Here is a 15,981-nt window from a genome sequence, read left to right as displayed (position 1 = left end):
CGGGAATATACGGCGGGGTCGAATGGCCGTGACTGCCAGACCGGCAGCCACGGCCACACCCCCGGCAGGGGTCCGGTGCGGACCCCTGAGATCAGGGCAGCATTCCCATCTGGCGCGCGGCGTGTACCGCGGCCGTCCGGTTACGGACACCGAGCTTGCGCATGATGCTGCGCAGGTACGCCTTCACCGTCTCGGGCGAGACCGTCAGCCGGCGGGCCGTCTCGACGTTGGACAATCCCAACGAGACCTGGGCAAGCACCTCCAACTCGCGCGGGGTCAGCGTCAGCCGTCCGACCGTCTTCGTTTCCTCGGCGAGCAGCCCGCGCAGCAGCTCGGACACCCCGCCGATGCGACCACGCAGAAACGGATCGGCGACATGCTCGGTGACCTCCTGAAGCTCCCGATAGGCCAGCCGCAGGCTCTCCCGGGGCAGACCCGGCATCCGCGGAAACGGGACGGCCCCCGGCACCCCGCCCTGGATCGGCACCTGCACCCGCCCCTCGACCGGCACCCCGCCCTGAACGGGCACCCGCCCCTGGACCGGCACCCGCCCCTGGACCGGCACCCCGCCCTGAACGGGCACCCGCCCCTCGACCGGCACCCCGCCCTGAACGGGCACCCGCCCCTCGACCGGCACCCGCCCCTGGACCGGTACCCGCCCCTGGACCGGTACCGACGGCACTCTCGACCGCGGCCCCCCACTGACGAGACCGAGTTCGCGCTCCATCAACCGGGCCACCGCCATGGCCGCGTGAATAGCCGACTCATCGAATGACAGATCCGGTTCGACAGCGGCGTACAGTACCGCGGCCACCGCGCCGTCCTCGCACACCGGCACCGCCATGATCGCACCGAGACCGGTGTCGTCGATCTCCGCGGCGGTGGATCGCAGCGCTCTTCGCGCGGCAGCTCGATCGTTGATGACGACCGGCCGGCAATGCTTGACGACCTGACCGCCGATGCCCATCCCGGACGGGATCTCGACACCGATCAGCCCGGCCGGCCCCGGCCCGTCCACGTTGGTGATGGTCAGGGTGCGGGAATGGAGTGCGACCATTCCCCCGAAAGTAATGTGTGCACCCGATGAGGCCCGCAGGCGCGCGAGCGCCCGAGGCAGAACAGTTTGCATACGGCTAGGAATAGCCAGTGTAAGAGTCATGAGCATCCCCTTCCCCAACCTGCCCAGACGTCGCGAATCCTAGCACCGGCTTTACAATAAGCACAAACAAATACCGACGAAACGGACTTTACATATCTGCATGAGAGTCGGGGGCCGCGGGCGCGTAGTGGACTCCGTGGCTTCATCGCCACCACCCACCAGGTTCCGGCAACGTACCAGGAAAGTGTCAGGAATGTATCGGGGAGCGCACGGCGAGCAGGTCCGTTCGGGCCATGACACGCAGCCGGGCTAACCCGGCGAGGAGCTGAAGTTCGGCGACCGAACGGGGAGAGCTGTCGAGCAGCGCCGGTGACATGACCAGCGCCGCCGCCACCTGGGCCCGGGAGATCGCGACGTTGAGCCGGTTGCGGGAGAGCAGGAAGTCCAGCCCCCGCGGCGCCTGGGCCGAGCTGGACGTGGTGAGCGAGGTGATGACGACGGCTGCCTCCTGGCCCTGGAAACGGTCCACCGTCCCGACCCGCACCCCGGGCAGGCCCGCCTTGCCCAGCGCGTGCTCGACCGCCCGCACCTGCCGGTTGTAGGGGGCGACGACGAGCAGGTCACTGCCGAGGAGCGGGCGCGGGGGCCCGCCGTCGACGAGGGTACGACCGAGCAGGTGGCGAACGATGTCACGGATCACGGCCACCTCCTCGTCCGACCGGGTGCCGTTGTCGTGATGCTCGACGTCGTGCAGGTACAGCCCGGCCGGCACACCCGCCACGGCGCGCGTCCCGGCCACCGGATGCGCGTGCAGCAGCCCCCGGTACGCCAGCGCCGACACCGGCGCGCACACGGCCGGGTGCAGCCGGCGGGTCCGGTCGAGGAAGTAGCCGAACTCGGGCGGGATCACCTCGGCGTCGCCGAGCAGATGCGACAGCGCCGATGCGTCCGCGCCGTCCGGATGGATGCCGGCCACCACCTGCGGCAGTTGCTGCGGATCGCCGAGGAGCACGAGGTTGCGGGCCGCGCCAGCCACCGCGAGGGTGTCCGCGAGCGCGAACTGCCCCGCCTCGTCGATGATCAGAACGTCGAAGGGGTCACCACGCAGCACCGGGTTCGCGAACGCCCAGGCGGTGTCCCCGACCAGGTGGCCCTCGGGGTGCTCCCGGCGCCACGCCGCGAGTGCCCGCAGATCCCGCGGACCATCCCAGGGCGGGAACATGCCCGAAGCCGCCGAAGCCGGCCTCGCCCCGGACCGCTGTTTCTTCGCGGCGGGCACCGCGGGGCGCCAGGCGGGCACGGCGTCCGCGGCCCGGGCGTCCGCGGCCCGGGCGTCCGCGGCCCGGGCGTCCGCGGCCCGGGCGTCCGCGGGCTTCGGGTCCGCCGGCGGCTGGCCGGTCGCGGCGAGCATCGCGTTCTCGATCGCCTTGTGACTGGTCGAGCAGACCCCGACCGTGCGCCCCTGCTCGACGAGATGGCGGATGAGCCTGCCGGCGAGGTAGGTCTTGCCCGCCCCCGGCGGCCCCTGCACGGCCAGGTAGGAGCCGTCGAGCATGCTCACCGCGGCGAGCACGGCGGCGATCTGGTCTCCGTCGTGCTCGCCGGGCGCCGGCAGGTCGTCCCGGCCGACCAGCCGCGGGGGGCGACGTCGCAGCAGGTCCAACGCGGGGTCCGCGGGCAGGTCCGGCAGGGCGTCGGCGGTCCGGCGGGCGAGGCCGCGGATCGCCGCCGGCTTGGGTTCCGGACGCACCGGCGATCCGGGCAGCACGGCGAGGGGCGGCCTGCGGGCCACGCCGTCGGGGGCGACGCTCTCCCGCAGCAGCAGCGTGTGCGGCTCGGCTCGCTCGACGACCGCGTCGGTGGTGGCGCCCTCGGCCCCGGGCGGTCCCGGGTAGAGCAGCCGCACCGCCTCGCCGCGGTCGAAGGGATGCGGACGGTCCGGATCGACGCGGGCCTGCAGCAGTCGACGACTCCGCCGCCGTCGCCCGGCCGGTTCGACCCAGTCCTCGACAACGGTCCAGCTCACCGGGACCGCGCAGTCGTCGGCCGATTCCAGCGTGGCGCGATCGGCGGTCAGCGCCGCGAAGTACGACCACCAGGCGGGCTTGTTCTCACGCCGGTGGTATCCGACGGCCGCGGCGAGCAGGGCGCGCGCCCGCTCGTCTCCCGTCCAGTCGGCCGGATCGTCGGGAAGGCCCGCGACGAGGGTGTCGACGAGCGCGTCGTCGGCGGCGTCGACGAGCGCGTCGTCGGCGGCGTCGACGAGCGCGTCGTCGGCGGCGTCGACGAGCGCGTCGTCGGCGGCGTCGGCAGCGGTGTCAACGGCGGCAGCGGTGTCAACGGCGGCAGCGGTGTCAACGGCGGCAGCGGTGTCAACGGCGGCAGCGGTGTCGATCCGCGGCGTGCCGCCGTCGGCCCCCCGCAGGCCCAGTAGCCAGCGGTGCAGTCGGTGGGTCGACACGCAGTCGATCCGGTTGTAGTCGGCGATCTGAGCGAGGACGCGGTCGGCCGCGGCGAGCTCCCCGGCGGCGCGGTGTGCCAGGAAGCTCTCGTACGCCACGATGCTGTCGGTGGCGTTCTTCACCTCGGCCTGTCGGGCACCGGGCAGGAACAGCGGTTCGAGGTATTTGATCGAGTAGGACGGCTGGGAGATCCGCAGGCTGCGCCGGACCACGGCGTAGAGATCCACCAGCCGGTGCCCGGCGAGCAGATCGTCTACCTGCCGTTCCCGCGTGCCGTGTCGCGCGGCCAGCCGGCGCAACGCGTTCGGCTCGTAGGGCGCGTAATGGTAGATGTGCGCGCCGGGGTGCGCGCGCAACCGCTCCGTCGCCCAGTCGACGAAACGCTCGAACGCCTGCCGCTCCCCCGCCCGATCGTGTGCCCAGAACGCCCGGAAGAGCTCGCCGTCCGCGAGGGTGACCGCGCCGAACAGGTACTCCAGACCGGCGGCGTCCAGCGCGTACGGATCGCCCTCCATATCGAAGTAGATGTCACCGGGATCGGGCACCGGAAGGGCCGCGAGACCCTCCGGGCCGGTCATCCGGACGGTCACCGTCCCGACCGGGTCGTCCGCGGTACGCGTCGCATCCTGCCCGGCCTGCAGTTCCGCCTGAAGACGCAGTCCCGCGAACGTCGCCGGGGACATCGTCGCGGGCCGCTGGTCGTCGCGGGCCGCGGCGAGCTCCTCCACCGCGGTGATGCCGGCCGCGCGCAGCACCTGTCGCTGGTCGCCGCGCAGCCCGGCGACCAGCGACAGGTCGCGGGCCTCCGCCCGGCCGCGCGCGCAGTGCGCGCTGAACGCGCAGGTGGCGCAGGCCGACCGGGGCTCGGCCCAGGACGGTTCGGGAACCGCGGGGGCAGCCGCCAGCCGATCGGCGAGACGGCTGCGCGCGTGCCCGACCATCGGCACGACATCGTCGACCCGGAACGTGCGCACGACCCCGACCCCGACCCCGACCCCGAGCGCGGGCTCTGGCTCTGGCTCTGGAGCGGTGGCCCGCTGCGCGGGATGCAGCAGATGCATGAACCGCGGAACGGGTACGCCCACCGACGGTAAGGCCGCCGCGTAGGCGGCGAGCTGCAGCACGGCTCCCGGACTGGCGTGCCGGGCGAGCTTGGCGTCGTAGGGCTCGTAACGGCCCGCGACCGCGGGCCCGGTCGATGCGCCGGCGACCGGGTCGAGATGCGCCGCGATGAGGAAGTCGGGGCGCCCCTGGAACGCGCCGTCGAACAGCGCCCCCTGGTAGACGACGGGAACCCCGGCGGCCAACGCCTGGCGGGTCCGCTCGTGGGCCTGGGCCAGGGCGGCGAGCGTGGGGGCGGGCCGCTCGATCGCCACGACCCCGTCCGCGCCAAAACACCGGCGCAGATGCTCCAGCCAGCGTCGTTCGTGCGCCTCGCCGTGCCGCACGGCAGTGGTGTCCGCGGGGGTCAGGCGCACCCGGTCGATCCGGCGCGGCCCGTTCTCCGACGTCTCCCCGGTCACCAGCCCGGCGGCGAGCGCGTGCGCAAGCCCGACGCGATGCCCACACTCGACGACGTCGACAAGATCACTGGCGGAAACCACCCAGCGGTCCTCGAACCTGTGCACGACACCATCCCCATCTGGGCCATCCCGTTTCCATCCGGGCCATCCCGTTCGGTCCCGTGCCAATCCTCTCCCGATCCGGGTTCACGGTCCGGACCAACCCGGCCGGGCGTGCCCCGAAGGACTGAAGGTGGCCGGTGAGGGCGGCGACACCAGCCGGGCGTTGGGTACGCGCCCTGTCCGTCGCGCGGGACACCGAGGTGACGACGGCCATCGGCTGGGGCGTGCGGTCGGCCGCCGGGCCCGTGCCCGGCTCTACACGTGGACCCGTAACCACGAGCAGGCGAGAACTGCCCGGCACACCGCACGGTCGCGAGCGGTGAGCCACGCATGTACCAGCGTGGACGGAGCGGGACACAGTGCTCGTCCAGCGACAGCACAATCTTCAACCGATCGATTGTTAAGATCATAAGGATCGGGAATCCTGGGACTCCGCCTCCTCACGGACCAGAGCCCATGCAACCTAACCAAGGATGACATCACGATTGCGAACCGTACATGATTGCTACGCAAAAGCTTCAAATGCCCCAAAATTCCCAGCAAGCTAGCTGAGATCAAGATCGATAAAAGGGCTTGGCACCCAGTTAGGGAGATTTACGTCACACGCCCCCAGGCGACGCGCGACGCGCATCGACACCAATCCGGGAGTAGCGTACGTAAACATGATGGTTGACGATATGCCTCGGGAGCTCACTTCGGATCTTCATGATCTCACCGACCGGAGAAAAAGGATCAAGAAGATGACCGGAGCGCGGTCGGTGGTCGGTTCGTTGGGGTCGACGAATGAAAAGATCATCTTTGGCACCCCCAGGGGTCCGATCCCTTCCCCGCCCCGAACGCTGATCGACGGCGCCACCCTCCGGTATGTCACCGTCGGTCACGAGCAGGGTGCCGGGCCCGCAGCCGCGGGCGCCGTGATGGTCACCGGACAGCCGCTAGCTCCCAACGAAGATTTCATCTGTGCGGCTCGATGGAGCGCTACGCATACCACTCCAATGGTTAAAAGTCGAACTCTTCGACATCACAAACCGGGAAGGTAATCACGTGACACCCAGCTGGTTCTCGACCGATACTCCTGTACGTCTCGGAGTTGGCGTGTATGACGGCCCGTCCGCACGGCTGGCCGACAAGCACAACCCCGACTTCGTCTGGGTGAGCAGTTTCTGTGTGTCCGCCGCGCTGGGGGCCTTCCCGATCTCGGGCTAATAGATTCCTCCGAGATGGCCAGTGTGGTACGGACCGTGGCGAGGACGACGCGTCATCCGGTGGTTGTGGACATGGAATCCGGGTACGGAGGCCCGCGCAAGGTAGACCTGGCGGCGCGGACAATCTCCCAGGCCGGCGCGAGCGCGGTGTGCATCGAGGACAACACGCTGGACAAGTGGTCGATCCTGTACCCCGGTGAGCGGGACCTGGCCAGCGTGGAAGAACAGGAGAAATGCCTCCGCGCCACGCGCCGCGGGCTGGAGCCCAGCTGTTTCTTGATCGCCCGAACCGAAGCGTTGGTGGCCGGGCACGGCGTGGCCGAGGCCTTGAACCGCGCGAACCGCTATGTGGATGCCGGCGCGGACGCGGTGTTTGTGCAAGCCACGCGACCCGACGGGGGCGAGGAACTTCTGGAATTCGGCCGGGGATGGGATCGGCGCACGCCGGTGTTCATCGCACCAACCTGCTATCCAGCGCTCGGTGCCGAGGAGTACGCCAGGTCCGGTATCACACACTGGATCTTCGCGAACCAGCCCCTCCGATCTGTTGGGCGATGGAAGACACCGCCCAACAGATCGGAGAAGCTAGGACCGGCCCCGCTCCACAACTGGACGATCAGATCGCATCGGTGTCAGAGATCGGAGACCTCGTGAATGCGTACCCTCCCAGCCGCGATGATTCTCGCCGTGCTCGCCGCCGTTTTGAGCCTGACCGGCGCGGTCCTGGTCCACAAGGGGTGATCGTGCCGGATGTTGCCAACTGGGTTTTCCTCGAAGTCCTCAGGGGGGCCGAGGCGGTGCTGCGGGGGGCCGGACTGGACCTGTTGCTTTACAACCTCGGGGACGACTCGGGCCTCTTCGATGCGCTGTCACTGTGTGAGCGAGTCGATGCGGCGCTCGTCCTGTGTCCACCTCTCACTCCGGTCACTCCGACGGAGATCGAAATCCTGGGCTTCCTTCTTAAAGAACCAGTTGTTCTGGTCGGCGCGAGCGTGCCCGGTTTCCCCAGCGTGCGGGTCGATGACGTCGGCGGTGCCCGTACGGCGGTGCAGCACCTGATCAATCTGGGTCATCGGCGGATCGGGCTGATCTCGGGTGAGGCGGCCGGGGACGGATCAGATAATCGCGAGACGGCGCTTTCCACCGCTTCCGCGGATCGGCGGCGCGGGTATCGCGAGGCTCTCGCGGCTGCCGGTATCGAATGTGACCCGGGGTTGGAGGCGGTCGGGGGTTTTACCTGGCTGGGAGGCGAGCGGGCCATGGCTGAGCTGCTCTCGGTCGAGTCGCCGCCCACGGCGGTGTTCGTCGCGGACGACGAGATGGCGATGGGTGCGCTGCGGGCGTTGCGCCGTGCCAGGCTCCGCGTGCCGGAGGACATGTCTGTTATCGGCTTCGGCGGGCACGACAAGGCAGAGGTGTTCGAGCTGACGACGGTCGTCCAGCCGCTGGCCCGTCAGGGGAAGATCGCCGCCGAGTTGCTGCTCAGTCTCCTCGACGCTGTTCCGGATGCTTCCCAGAACCTGGACGCCTCGGAAGTGGTCGTGCTGCCCGTGAGCATCGAGATCCGTGACACGACGTGCCGCCCCGCGAGCGGAACAACATAACTCATGCTGATTTTCGCATCACTGACACCCGAGGCAGCTATCAAGGGAAACCTTACGACGCCATTACATCGGCGCGGTTGATCGTCCTTGCTACCCGGCCGTAGCCATACGTTCACCTGTCACGGATTCCCACTGTGCCATGGGTGGGCATCCGTGGCCTCGATACCTGCGCGCTCGTCAACGTCCGACGACCCGCCGCAGCACGGCCTCGGCCGGGGGCCGACGTCGCGACGGATGGTCGCGACGGACAAGTGTGGCGGGTTGGGCGCGGTCTGGAGACCGTCAACCGTGCCTAGTACTCCAGTGACAGTGGCCGATGTGTGGTCTCTGTGTGGGGTGGCGGCGTGGCGTCCGAACGGGGGTGGCCACCCTGTGATCCTCCGTAGTTTGTGAGAACCAACAAAGAATCCGCGGTGGCCGCGGCGCGGAGTGTATCCGGGTCGGACGTGGCGGTGTGGGAGGCCGGTTTGGACCGAGGACCGGGATCGGTGCGCCGCGGCGGGGGTGCCCCGACGGCGGGGTTCGCGACGAAACCACTGCTGGCCCTGGACATGATCCGCCGGTTCTGGCTGGCTCATCGGGAGCTGGGCTGGGTCGCCGGTGACGAGGTGTACGGCGCGAACGCCGAGCTGCGGGACTGGTTGGAGGAGCAGATGATTCCGTTCAGTTCCAACGAAATCCGGCACGTCCTCGCCCTGTTCGGACAGACTGCTATCCCAGCAGCGATGATCACATGGTGGTCGGACTGGCGTCGTCGCCACCAGGCACGCGCCCGCCTCTACCACTTCCAAACCCGGATCCGAGCCAACCAGTCGGCCGTCGCCCGTGCCGCGACCACGTAAGGATCACTGTCACTGGAGTACGAGATGCCTGGCATGCCGAGGAGTTCCTCGCCCGCCGCCGCGCCGTCACCGACACCGACCTTCCGCTGCTAGATCGAGTCGCCGCGACGCTGATCCTGCTCTACTCCTACGCCTTGTCCGGTGGCCCCTGACAACCCCCGTGTCACAGCGTCGCTCCTGACAACAAGGAGCCCCTCGGCGTGACGCACCGTGACAGCTAACCCAAGAAGCGCTCGACTACAGACCACCCGATCAACGGTCGCTGCCAGTGTGGTCCCCCACGGACAGCCTCAACCCGGCGATGATCTGCGCCAGGTCGTCGAGGGACGCCACCGCGCACCGCGCCATCGGGCTGGCGGAGCGCTGCGAGTGGCTCCGGGGCATCCGGCCACGGAGCCTCTGGGAAAACCTGTTGGCGGATCACGGTGACCACTGCTAGCTTGCCGGAGGCCGTGCGAAAGAACGAGGAGGTGGTACCCGTGAACGCAGTATCGACATGGGTGCTCCCCTCCGGGGTCACGGTCGGGCGATAGGTCGTCCGGGAGCGCCGTTCACAAGCACTCCCGAAAGGCACGACCATGCGATTCACGTCTGAACAGCGCCTCGACGACGGTGTCCTCGAACGCGCATTCACCCTCGGCGAGATCCCCGGCATCCTGTGGACTCCCGCATCCGCATCCGCACCGGCCCCGCTGATCCTGCTCGGTCACCCCGGCGGACTGCACAAAATGTACCCCCGACTGGTGGCCCGGGCCCGGCGCTCCGCGGCGGACGGCTTCGCCGCGGCCACCATCGAGCTCCCCGGAAGCGGTGACCGGCCCCGTTCCGCCACCGCTGAGCAGGCCCGCGTCGACCTGCACCGGGCGCTGAAGGCCGGCGAGCCGGTCGACGAGGAGATCGTGGACCGGCTCGTCCTCCCGCTGGTCGAAAAGGCGGTCCCGGAATGGCAGGCCGCCCTGGACGCCTTCCTTTCGCTGCCCGAGATCGGCGGCCCGGTCGGGTACTCGGGGGGAGTGATCGCCATCGGGATCCGGCTGGCGGTGGTCGAGCCGCGCATCTCGGCCGCCGTTCTGTTCGCCGGGAGTTTCGTGCCCCACACCATGTTCGAGGAGGCCCGCCAGGTCACCATTCCGCTGCACGTCCTGCTGCAGTGGGACGACGAAGGAAACGACCGGCAGCTGGCCCTGGACCTGTTCGACGCCTTCGGCTCCAAGGAGAAGACGCTGCACGCCAATCTGGGCGGGCACACCGGCGTCCCGCAGTTCGCGGGGGACGCTGCGGCCCGGTTCTTCACCCGGCACCTGACGTGAGGCCCGGCCGTCCGGCCGGCAACAGACGATAGGAGCTGTCGGCCAGGATGCCGCTCATCGAGGACAGGTCCCGGCCCTCCTCGATGAGCGGTGGCCAGCAGATGCACGACCGCGCGGATATGCCCAACCTGCGTTGATCCCGAGCTACTCCCGGCGCCGCGGGCCGGACAGCACCTCGGTGGCCTGGTGCACGGCGGCCAGGCCCGGCTTGACGTAGCGCTGCACGCTGCGCAGCGACTTGTGCCCGGCCTTGTCCATGATCAAGTTGGCGGAGATGTTGGCGTCCCCGAGGTGGGTCGCTGAATCCTCGATGTTGAGGTGGAATTGCCAGCCGTGGACAGCGAGCGGCTGACCGACCGTATTTCGATCGGTGTGCTCGCCAGAATCGTTCCCCGGGATCTCGTCGATGAAGCGCTGGTGGAGACGAAACGGCAGGAACGGCGTACCAGGCTGCTGCCAGCCCGGGTCATGGTGTACTTCACGATTCGGGGTGGTCGGGGTGGTCCTCGATGAGTGGGTGGGGCCGGCCCTTCTGCCGTCACTGGACGTGCCGACCATCCTTGCGCGTCAGCTCGCCGAGCGGCTCGCCCCGGGCAACCGCCCGCGGCGCACCGCCGCTGCGTACCCCGGCCCCACCATCGACGCCGAAGGCGAGGACAACCCACTGCCGAACCCGTTCGCACTGGTCCTGGATCCATCGCGCACGGACGGTATTCGCATCCCGACCTTCGTCGGGAAGGCCCACGGCGACCTGCACATCGAGAACATCCTGATCCCGTCCTCACTGCGCAACGTCGACACGACGTATCAGCTGATCGACCTGTCGCGGTACGCGGCCGACGCCGTGCTCACCCGGGATCCCGTCCATCTGGTCCTGCACATCCTTGCCCGGAGACTGTCGGAGCTGTCCGCGGCGCAACGCACCGCCGTCATCGATCTGCTGCTCGACCCGGAGCAGGACGGAGACCTCGTGCCGCGGTGGCTGTTCCTGCTCATCGACCGGGTCCGATCGGCGGCGAAGGACTGGGCACGCCGGGCCGGTCTGGTCGACCTGTGGCGCGACCAGATCCCGCTGTCCCTGCTGGCCGTCGCCCTGACCTGCCTCGGACGGACATCCACCCGGCCGGGGACCGACGCAACCCGGGCGAGCGGCCCTGGACGCGGATGACCCGACCGGGTCCGCGTGCAGACTCGTCACCGTCCTGGTCGAGGCCTGTGCCGTGCCGGCCGCATTCGATCAGGCCTCCTCGGCCCACCTCGACCTGTCCAACCTGGCCGAGGCCGATGCCCGCAAGACGCTCCTGCGGCGGCTGGCTGGGCGCTGAGAGAAGGATTGACGTTTCCGGCCTGCACTGACTCCGGCGACCGACCCAGGGTGGCCGCCGCGGACAACGGAAAGGACAACGGAAAGTTGTGGAGGGTTGAGCACGGTCCGACGGCGTCAAACCATGCTCAACCCTCCACATTTCGCCGGCCCGCCGGAGCGACTGCTCCGGATTCGGGGTCGGGGTCGGCCGGGCCCGCCACGGACATCACCACCAGCAGCTGGTCCAGGGCGACGAGGTCGCCGGGCCGGACGAGTACTTCCTTGACGATCCCGGCGCCCGTCGCCGAGACGGTGTGCTCCATCTTCATGGCCTCGACGACGGCCAGCGACTGCCCGTCCGCCACGGTCATCCCCGGTTCGACCAACACCGCGGTCACCGTGCCCGGCATGGGGCTACGCGCCTGCCCGCCGGGCACCGGCCCGGCCCCGGTGCCCGCCACCGGAATCACCTCGGCCAGGCCCCACGCCCCACCGTCGCGGCCAAGCCAGAGGATCCCGTCGGCGGGCTCCCACGCGTAGGCCCACCGGGTGGTGACCGCACCGATCGTGACGAGCAGCTCGTCGCCGAGCTGACTGACCGATGCGGCGACCGGCGGCCCGTCGGCGATCCGGACCCGGGCCGCGTCGGGGGTGCCGCGCGCCGCGACCCGCAGCGTTGACACCGTCCGCTCCCCGCGTCCCGGCTCCACCCCATCCCCGTGGCCGTTACCATCCCCGTGGATGTTCCCATCCCCGTGGATGTTCCCGGCCCCGCCCTCAACCCCGGCCCCGATCTCGGGTGGCGCGCTGCCACCAGGTTCGGCGCCGTCGGGGCCGCCGGACGGTACTGCCCCACCGGGCAGGGCGACCTCCCAGGTCAGCCACGCGGGCTCACCGGGCCGCCATCCGGAGGGGATGTCCCACGGGTCGACCACCGGACCGGCCGGTTGCAACGTCAGCAGCCTGGCCAGGGCGTATCCGAGGAACGCCTCGCCGGGCAGATCGTCCTGGGTGAGGGCGGCGAGATCACGTTCGACGAGACCGGTGTCGAGCCGCCCGGCGACGACGTCCGGATGGGCGAGCAGCGAGCGCAGGAAGCCGATGTTGGTCGTCACCCCGAGCAGGACCGTGCCGGCGAGCGCGGTGTCGAGGCGGGCGATCGCGGCGGCGCGGTCCGCGCCCCAGGCGATCACCTTGGCCAGCATAGGATCATACGTGGTGCTCACGATGTCCCCGGCCCCGATGCCGGCGTCGACGCGGATGGCCGGCCCGGCCGGTTCCCGGAAAGTCAGCACCCTACCGCCGGTCGGCAGGAATCCCCGCCCGGGGTCCTCGGCGTAGATCCGCGCCTCCACCGCGTGCCCGGTTAGGCGGATGTCGGCCTGACCGAAGCGCAACGGCTCCCCGGCCGCGATCCGGATCTGCTCGGCGACCAGGTCCACCCCCGTCACCAGCTCGGTGACCGGATGCTCGACCTGGAGCCGGGTGTTCATCTCCATGAAGTAAAACTCATCCGGCGCGTCGGCGGACAGGATGAACTCGACCGTGCCCGCTCCGACGTAGCCGACGGCGCTGGCGACGGCGACCGCCGCCCCCCCGAGCCGCTCCCTGGTCCGCGCGTCGAGCGCCGGCGCCGGCGCCTCTTCAACAATTTTCTGGTAGCGCCGTTGCAGGCTGCACTCCCGCTCACCCAGGTGGAGCACGCTGCCGTGCTCGTCGGCGAGGATCTGGACCTCGACGTGGCGGGGACGGGTGATGAACCGCTCCACGTACAGGGTGTCGTCCCCGAAGCCGGCGGCGGCCTCCCGGCGGGCCGACGCGATCGCCTCCGGCAGTCGGGCGGGCTCGCGGACGATGCGCATCCCCTTGCCACCACCCCCTGCCGAGGGTTTGAGCAGCACCGGATAGCCGATCTGACCGGCGGCCTCGGCGATCGCGGCATCGCTCATGCCCGGCGCCGACCGGCCCGGCACGACCGGCACCCCCACCTCCGCCACCGTCCGCCGCGCGGTGATCTTGTCGCCCATCACCTGCACCGCGGCAAGCGACGGTCCGATGAAGAGCACTCCGGCCGTCTCACAGGCCTGTACGAAGGCCGCGTTCTCGGCGAGGAAGCCATAACCGGGATGGACGGCCTCCGCCCCGGATACCCTCGCCGCCTCCAGCACGGCCTCGATGCTGAGGTAGCTCTCCTTCGCGGGCGCCGGGCCCAGCCGCACCGCGACATCCGCCTCCCGGACGTGCCGCGCCCCAGCGTCGGCGTCTGAGTAGACGGCGACGGACCGGATACCGAGATCGCGCAGTGTGCGGATCACCCGGACGGCGATTTCACCCCGGTTCGCGACGAGCACCGACGAGAACGTCAGACCCGACGTTCCCGGTGCCCTCGGCGGCACGACGCCCGCCGGCCGGGCCGGCGTGGAATGGCCATCCGGACCGTGGCCGGCACCGCCGCCGTGACCGGCGGAACCGGCGGAACCCGCGATGCCGGGATCGCCGCCTGCGTGATTCGTGGCGGACAGATCAGCCGTGGACACCCTTGATCCTCACGATTGGTTTCCTCACATCGGATGTTTCCGCACGCCAGGATGTCCCCCTCACATCCGGAAGACGCCGTAGCCCACCGGTTCCAGCGGAGCGTTCGCCGCCACCGACAGGCCCAGGCCCAGCACCATACGGGTGTCGGCCGGATCGATGACACCGTCGTCCCACAGCCGAGCGGTCGAATAGTACGGGCTGCCCTGCTCCGCGTACCGATTCAGGATCGGCGCCCGGAAGGCGACCTCGTCGGCCTCGCTCCAGGCGACCCCCGCGGCTTCCATCTGGTCCCGGCGCACGGTCGCCAGCACCGCCGCCGCCTGCTCCCCGCCCATCACCGAGACGCAGGCATTCGGCCACATCCACAGAAAGTGGGGCGAGAATGCCCGGCCGCACATCGAGTAGTTACCCGCGCCGAACGAACCGCCGATCACCACGGTGAACTTCGGCACCCGGGCACAGGCAACCGCGTTAACCATCTTCGCGCCATGCTTCGCGATGCCGCCGGCCTCGTACTCCCGACCCACCATGAAACCGGTGATGTTCTGCAGGAACACCAACGGGATACCGCGCTGATCGCAGAGCTCGATGAAATGGGTGCCCTTCAGCGCCGACTCGCCGAAGAGCACCCCGTTGTTCGCGACGATCCCCACGGGATGGCCATGGAGGCGGGCGGTCCCAGTGACCAGCGTCGTTCCGTACTCCTTCTTGAACTCCGCGAAACGGCTGCCGTCAACGATGCGCGCGATCACCTCTCGCACGTCATAGGGGGTACGCCCGTCCGTCGGTACCGCGGCGTACAGCCCGGCCGGGTCGACCGTCGGTGCCTCGGTCGGCTCCAGTTCCCACGGCCGCGGCCCGCGCGGCGCGAGGCCCGCGACGATGGAGCGCACAATCCGCAGCGCATGGGCGTCGTCCTCGGCCAGGTGGTCGGTCACCCCGGAGGTGCGGGAGTGCAGCAGCCCGCCGCCGAGATCCTCGGCCGACACCACCTCGCCGGTCGCGGCCTTCACGAGCGGCGGACCACCGAGGAAGATCGTCCCCTGATTCCTGACTATCACCGCCTCGTCGGCCATCGCGGGAACGTACGCGCCGCCCGCCGTGCACGAACCGAGCACCGCCGCGATCTGGGAGATTCCCAGCGAGGACATCCGGGCCTGGTTGAAGAAGATCCGCCCGAAATGCTCCCGATCCGGGAAGACCTGGTCCTGCAGCGGAAGAAACGCTCCCCCAGAGTCGACCAGATAGACACAGGGCAGCCGATTCTGTAGCGCCACCTCCTGGGCGCGCAGATGCTTCTTCACGGTCAACGGATAGTAGGTGCCACCCTTGACCGTGGCATCGTTGGCGACTACCATGCATTCCCGACCCGAGATCCGGCCAATGCCGGTGATGATGCCCGCCCCCGGAACCGGATCCTCGTAAAAGCCGTTCGCGGCGAGCGGGGAGAGCTCCAGAAAAGGACTCCCCCGGTCGAGCAGCGTGTCGACCCGGTCGCGGGGCAGGAGTTTGCCGCGAGCCACGTGGCGGGACCGCGCCTGCTCCGACCCGCCGACCGCCGCCACCGCCAACCGCTCCTGGAGATCGGTCACAGCGTGCCAATGCCTCTCGGCATTGCGCCGTCCCTGTTCACCCGCGGCATCGACCCGACTGGTCAGGACCGGCATGGCCGAGGACCGCCGGACCTCGTCGGACCGCCGACCCGCGATGGTTCCGGCGCGTGCTGCGCTCACAGTCACCCCCACGAGTGGACGTCGGGCCCCGAAACAACGCCCCCAAGTTAACGACCGCTAACCTCGTCGTCAAGGCAGACGGCGGCGGGGACCGTCGGGCAGACGGCCGATCCCCGTTGCCGTTGCCGGACCTTCACCCCTTCACCGACATTCACCCCTTCACCGACATTCACCCACGACCGAGACCAAGACCAGGATCCGGCGATCCGAAATACACCGGTTGCTCCCCGGTGGCTAACTTTAGCGATGCCTGACCG

General features: G+C 69.6%; 8 protein-coding genes and 2 pseudogenes. 6 read left to right on the top strand and 4 right to left on the bottom strand.

Annotation, left to right across the window (positions count from 1 at the left end; all coding sequences use genetic code 11):
• Positions 1-91 precede the first annotated feature (91 nt).
• Positions 92-1,129 carry a LuxR C-terminal-related transcriptional regulator gene (locus FRANCCI3_RS27885; protein WP_237704569.1) on the bottom strand — a complete coding sequence of 346 codons (1,038 nt, stop codon included), beginning with the start codon at positions 1,127-1,129 and terminating at the stop codon, positions 92-94.
• 217 nt (positions 1,130-1,346) lie between these two features.
• Entirely contained in the window at positions 1,347-5,189 is a 3,843-nt protein-coding gene (locus tag FRANCCI3_RS07715; RefSeq protein WP_011435974.1) for a TM0106 family RecB-like putative nuclease, read from the bottom strand.
• 1,217 nt (positions 5,190-6,406) lie between these two features.
• On the opposite strand from FRANCCI3_RS07715, the gene FRANCCI3_RS07710 reads away from it, so the two are divergent.
• The 6 genes and pseudogenes from FRANCCI3_RS07710 (at position 6,407) to FRANCCI3_RS07685 (ending at position 11,315) form a co-directional block, all read left to right on the top strand.
• Positions 6,407-7,045 carry an isocitrate lyase/PEP mutase family protein gene (locus tag FRANCCI3_RS07710; protein ID WP_011435972.1) on the top strand — a complete coding sequence of 213 codons (639 nt, stop codon included), beginning with the start codon at positions 6,407-6,409 and terminating at the stop codon, positions 7,043-7,045.
• Positions 7,046-7,134: 89 nt separating this feature from the next.
• Positions 7,135-7,995 carry a LacI family DNA-binding transcriptional regulator gene (locus FRANCCI3_RS07705; protein WP_237704568.1) on the top strand — a complete coding sequence of 287 codons (861 nt, stop codon included), beginning with the start codon at positions 7,135-7,137 and terminating at the stop codon, positions 7,993-7,995.
• A 468-nt stretch (positions 7,996-8,463) separates the two neighbouring features.
• Positions 8,464-8,837 (top strand): annotated as a pseudogene (locus FRANCCI3_RS07700) (transposase); the annotation flags it as partial.
• A 578-nt stretch (positions 8,838-9,415) separates the two neighbouring features.
• The gene (locus tag FRANCCI3_RS07695) at positions 9,416-10,147 is read left to right on the top strand and encodes a dienelactone hydrolase family protein (protein WP_011435969.1); all 732 of its coding nucleotides are present in this window, start codon (positions 9,416-9,418) and stop codon (positions 10,145-10,147) included.
• Positions 10,148-10,450: 303 nt separating this feature from the next.
• Positions 10,451-10,633, top strand: a pseudogene (locus FRANCCI3_RS07690) (transposase domain-containing protein); the annotation flags it as partial.
• Positions 10,634-10,637: 4 nt separating this feature from the next.
• On the top strand, positions 10,638-11,315 hold the full coding sequence (locus tag FRANCCI3_RS07685; protein ID WP_235463066.1) for a hypothetical protein: 678 nt from the start codon (positions 10,638-10,640) through the stop codon (positions 11,313-11,315).
• Between the two features lie 284 nt (positions 11,316-11,599).
• Here FRANCCI3_RS07685 and FRANCCI3_RS07680 read toward each other — a convergent pair whose 3' ends face one another.
• Both FRANCCI3_RS07680 and FRANCCI3_RS07675 read right to left on the bottom strand, forming a co-directional pair.
• Positions 11,600-13,804 carry an acetyl/propionyl/methylcrotonyl-CoA carboxylase subunit alpha gene (locus tag FRANCCI3_RS07680; RefSeq protein WP_011435967.1) on the bottom strand — a complete coding sequence of 735 codons (2,205 nt, stop codon included), beginning with the start codon at positions 13,802-13,804 and terminating at the stop codon, positions 11,600-11,602.
• A gap of 246 nt (positions 13,805-14,050) precedes the next feature.
• Entirely contained in the window at positions 14,051-15,658 is a 1,608-nt protein-coding gene (locus FRANCCI3_RS07675) for a carboxyl transferase domain-containing protein (RefSeq protein WP_023840478.1), read from the bottom strand.
• Positions 15,659-15,981: the final 323 nt, after the last annotated feature.

Origin of the sequence: Frankia casuarinae (assembly GCF_000013345.1) — a bacterium.
Taxonomy (GTDB): domain Bacteria; phylum Actinomycetota; class Actinomycetes; order Frankiales; family Frankiaceae; genus Frankia; species Frankia casuarinae.
Note: the sequence above shows the minus strand (reverse complement) of the source record. Positions and strands in the feature narration are given on the sequence as shown.

Bases quoted from the DNA above. Each gene is read 5' to 3' on its own strand.
- FRANCCI3_RS07675 (WP_023840478.1), bottom strand. From the start codon at position 15,658: ATGCCGGTCCTGACCAGTCGGGTCGATGCCGCGGGTGAACAGGGACGG.
- FRANCCI3_RS07710 (WP_011435972.1), top strand. From the start codon at position 6,407: ATGGCCAGTGTGGTACGGACCGTGGCGAGGACGACGCGTCATCCGGTG.
- FRANCCI3_RS27885 (WP_237704569.1), bottom strand. From the start codon at position 1,129: ATGCAAACTGTTCTGCCTCGGGCGCTCGCGCGCCTGCGGGCCTCATCG.
- FRANCCI3_RS07695 (WP_011435969.1), top strand. From the start codon at position 9,416: ATGCGATTCACGTCTGAACAGCGCCTCGACGACGGTGTCCTCGAACGC.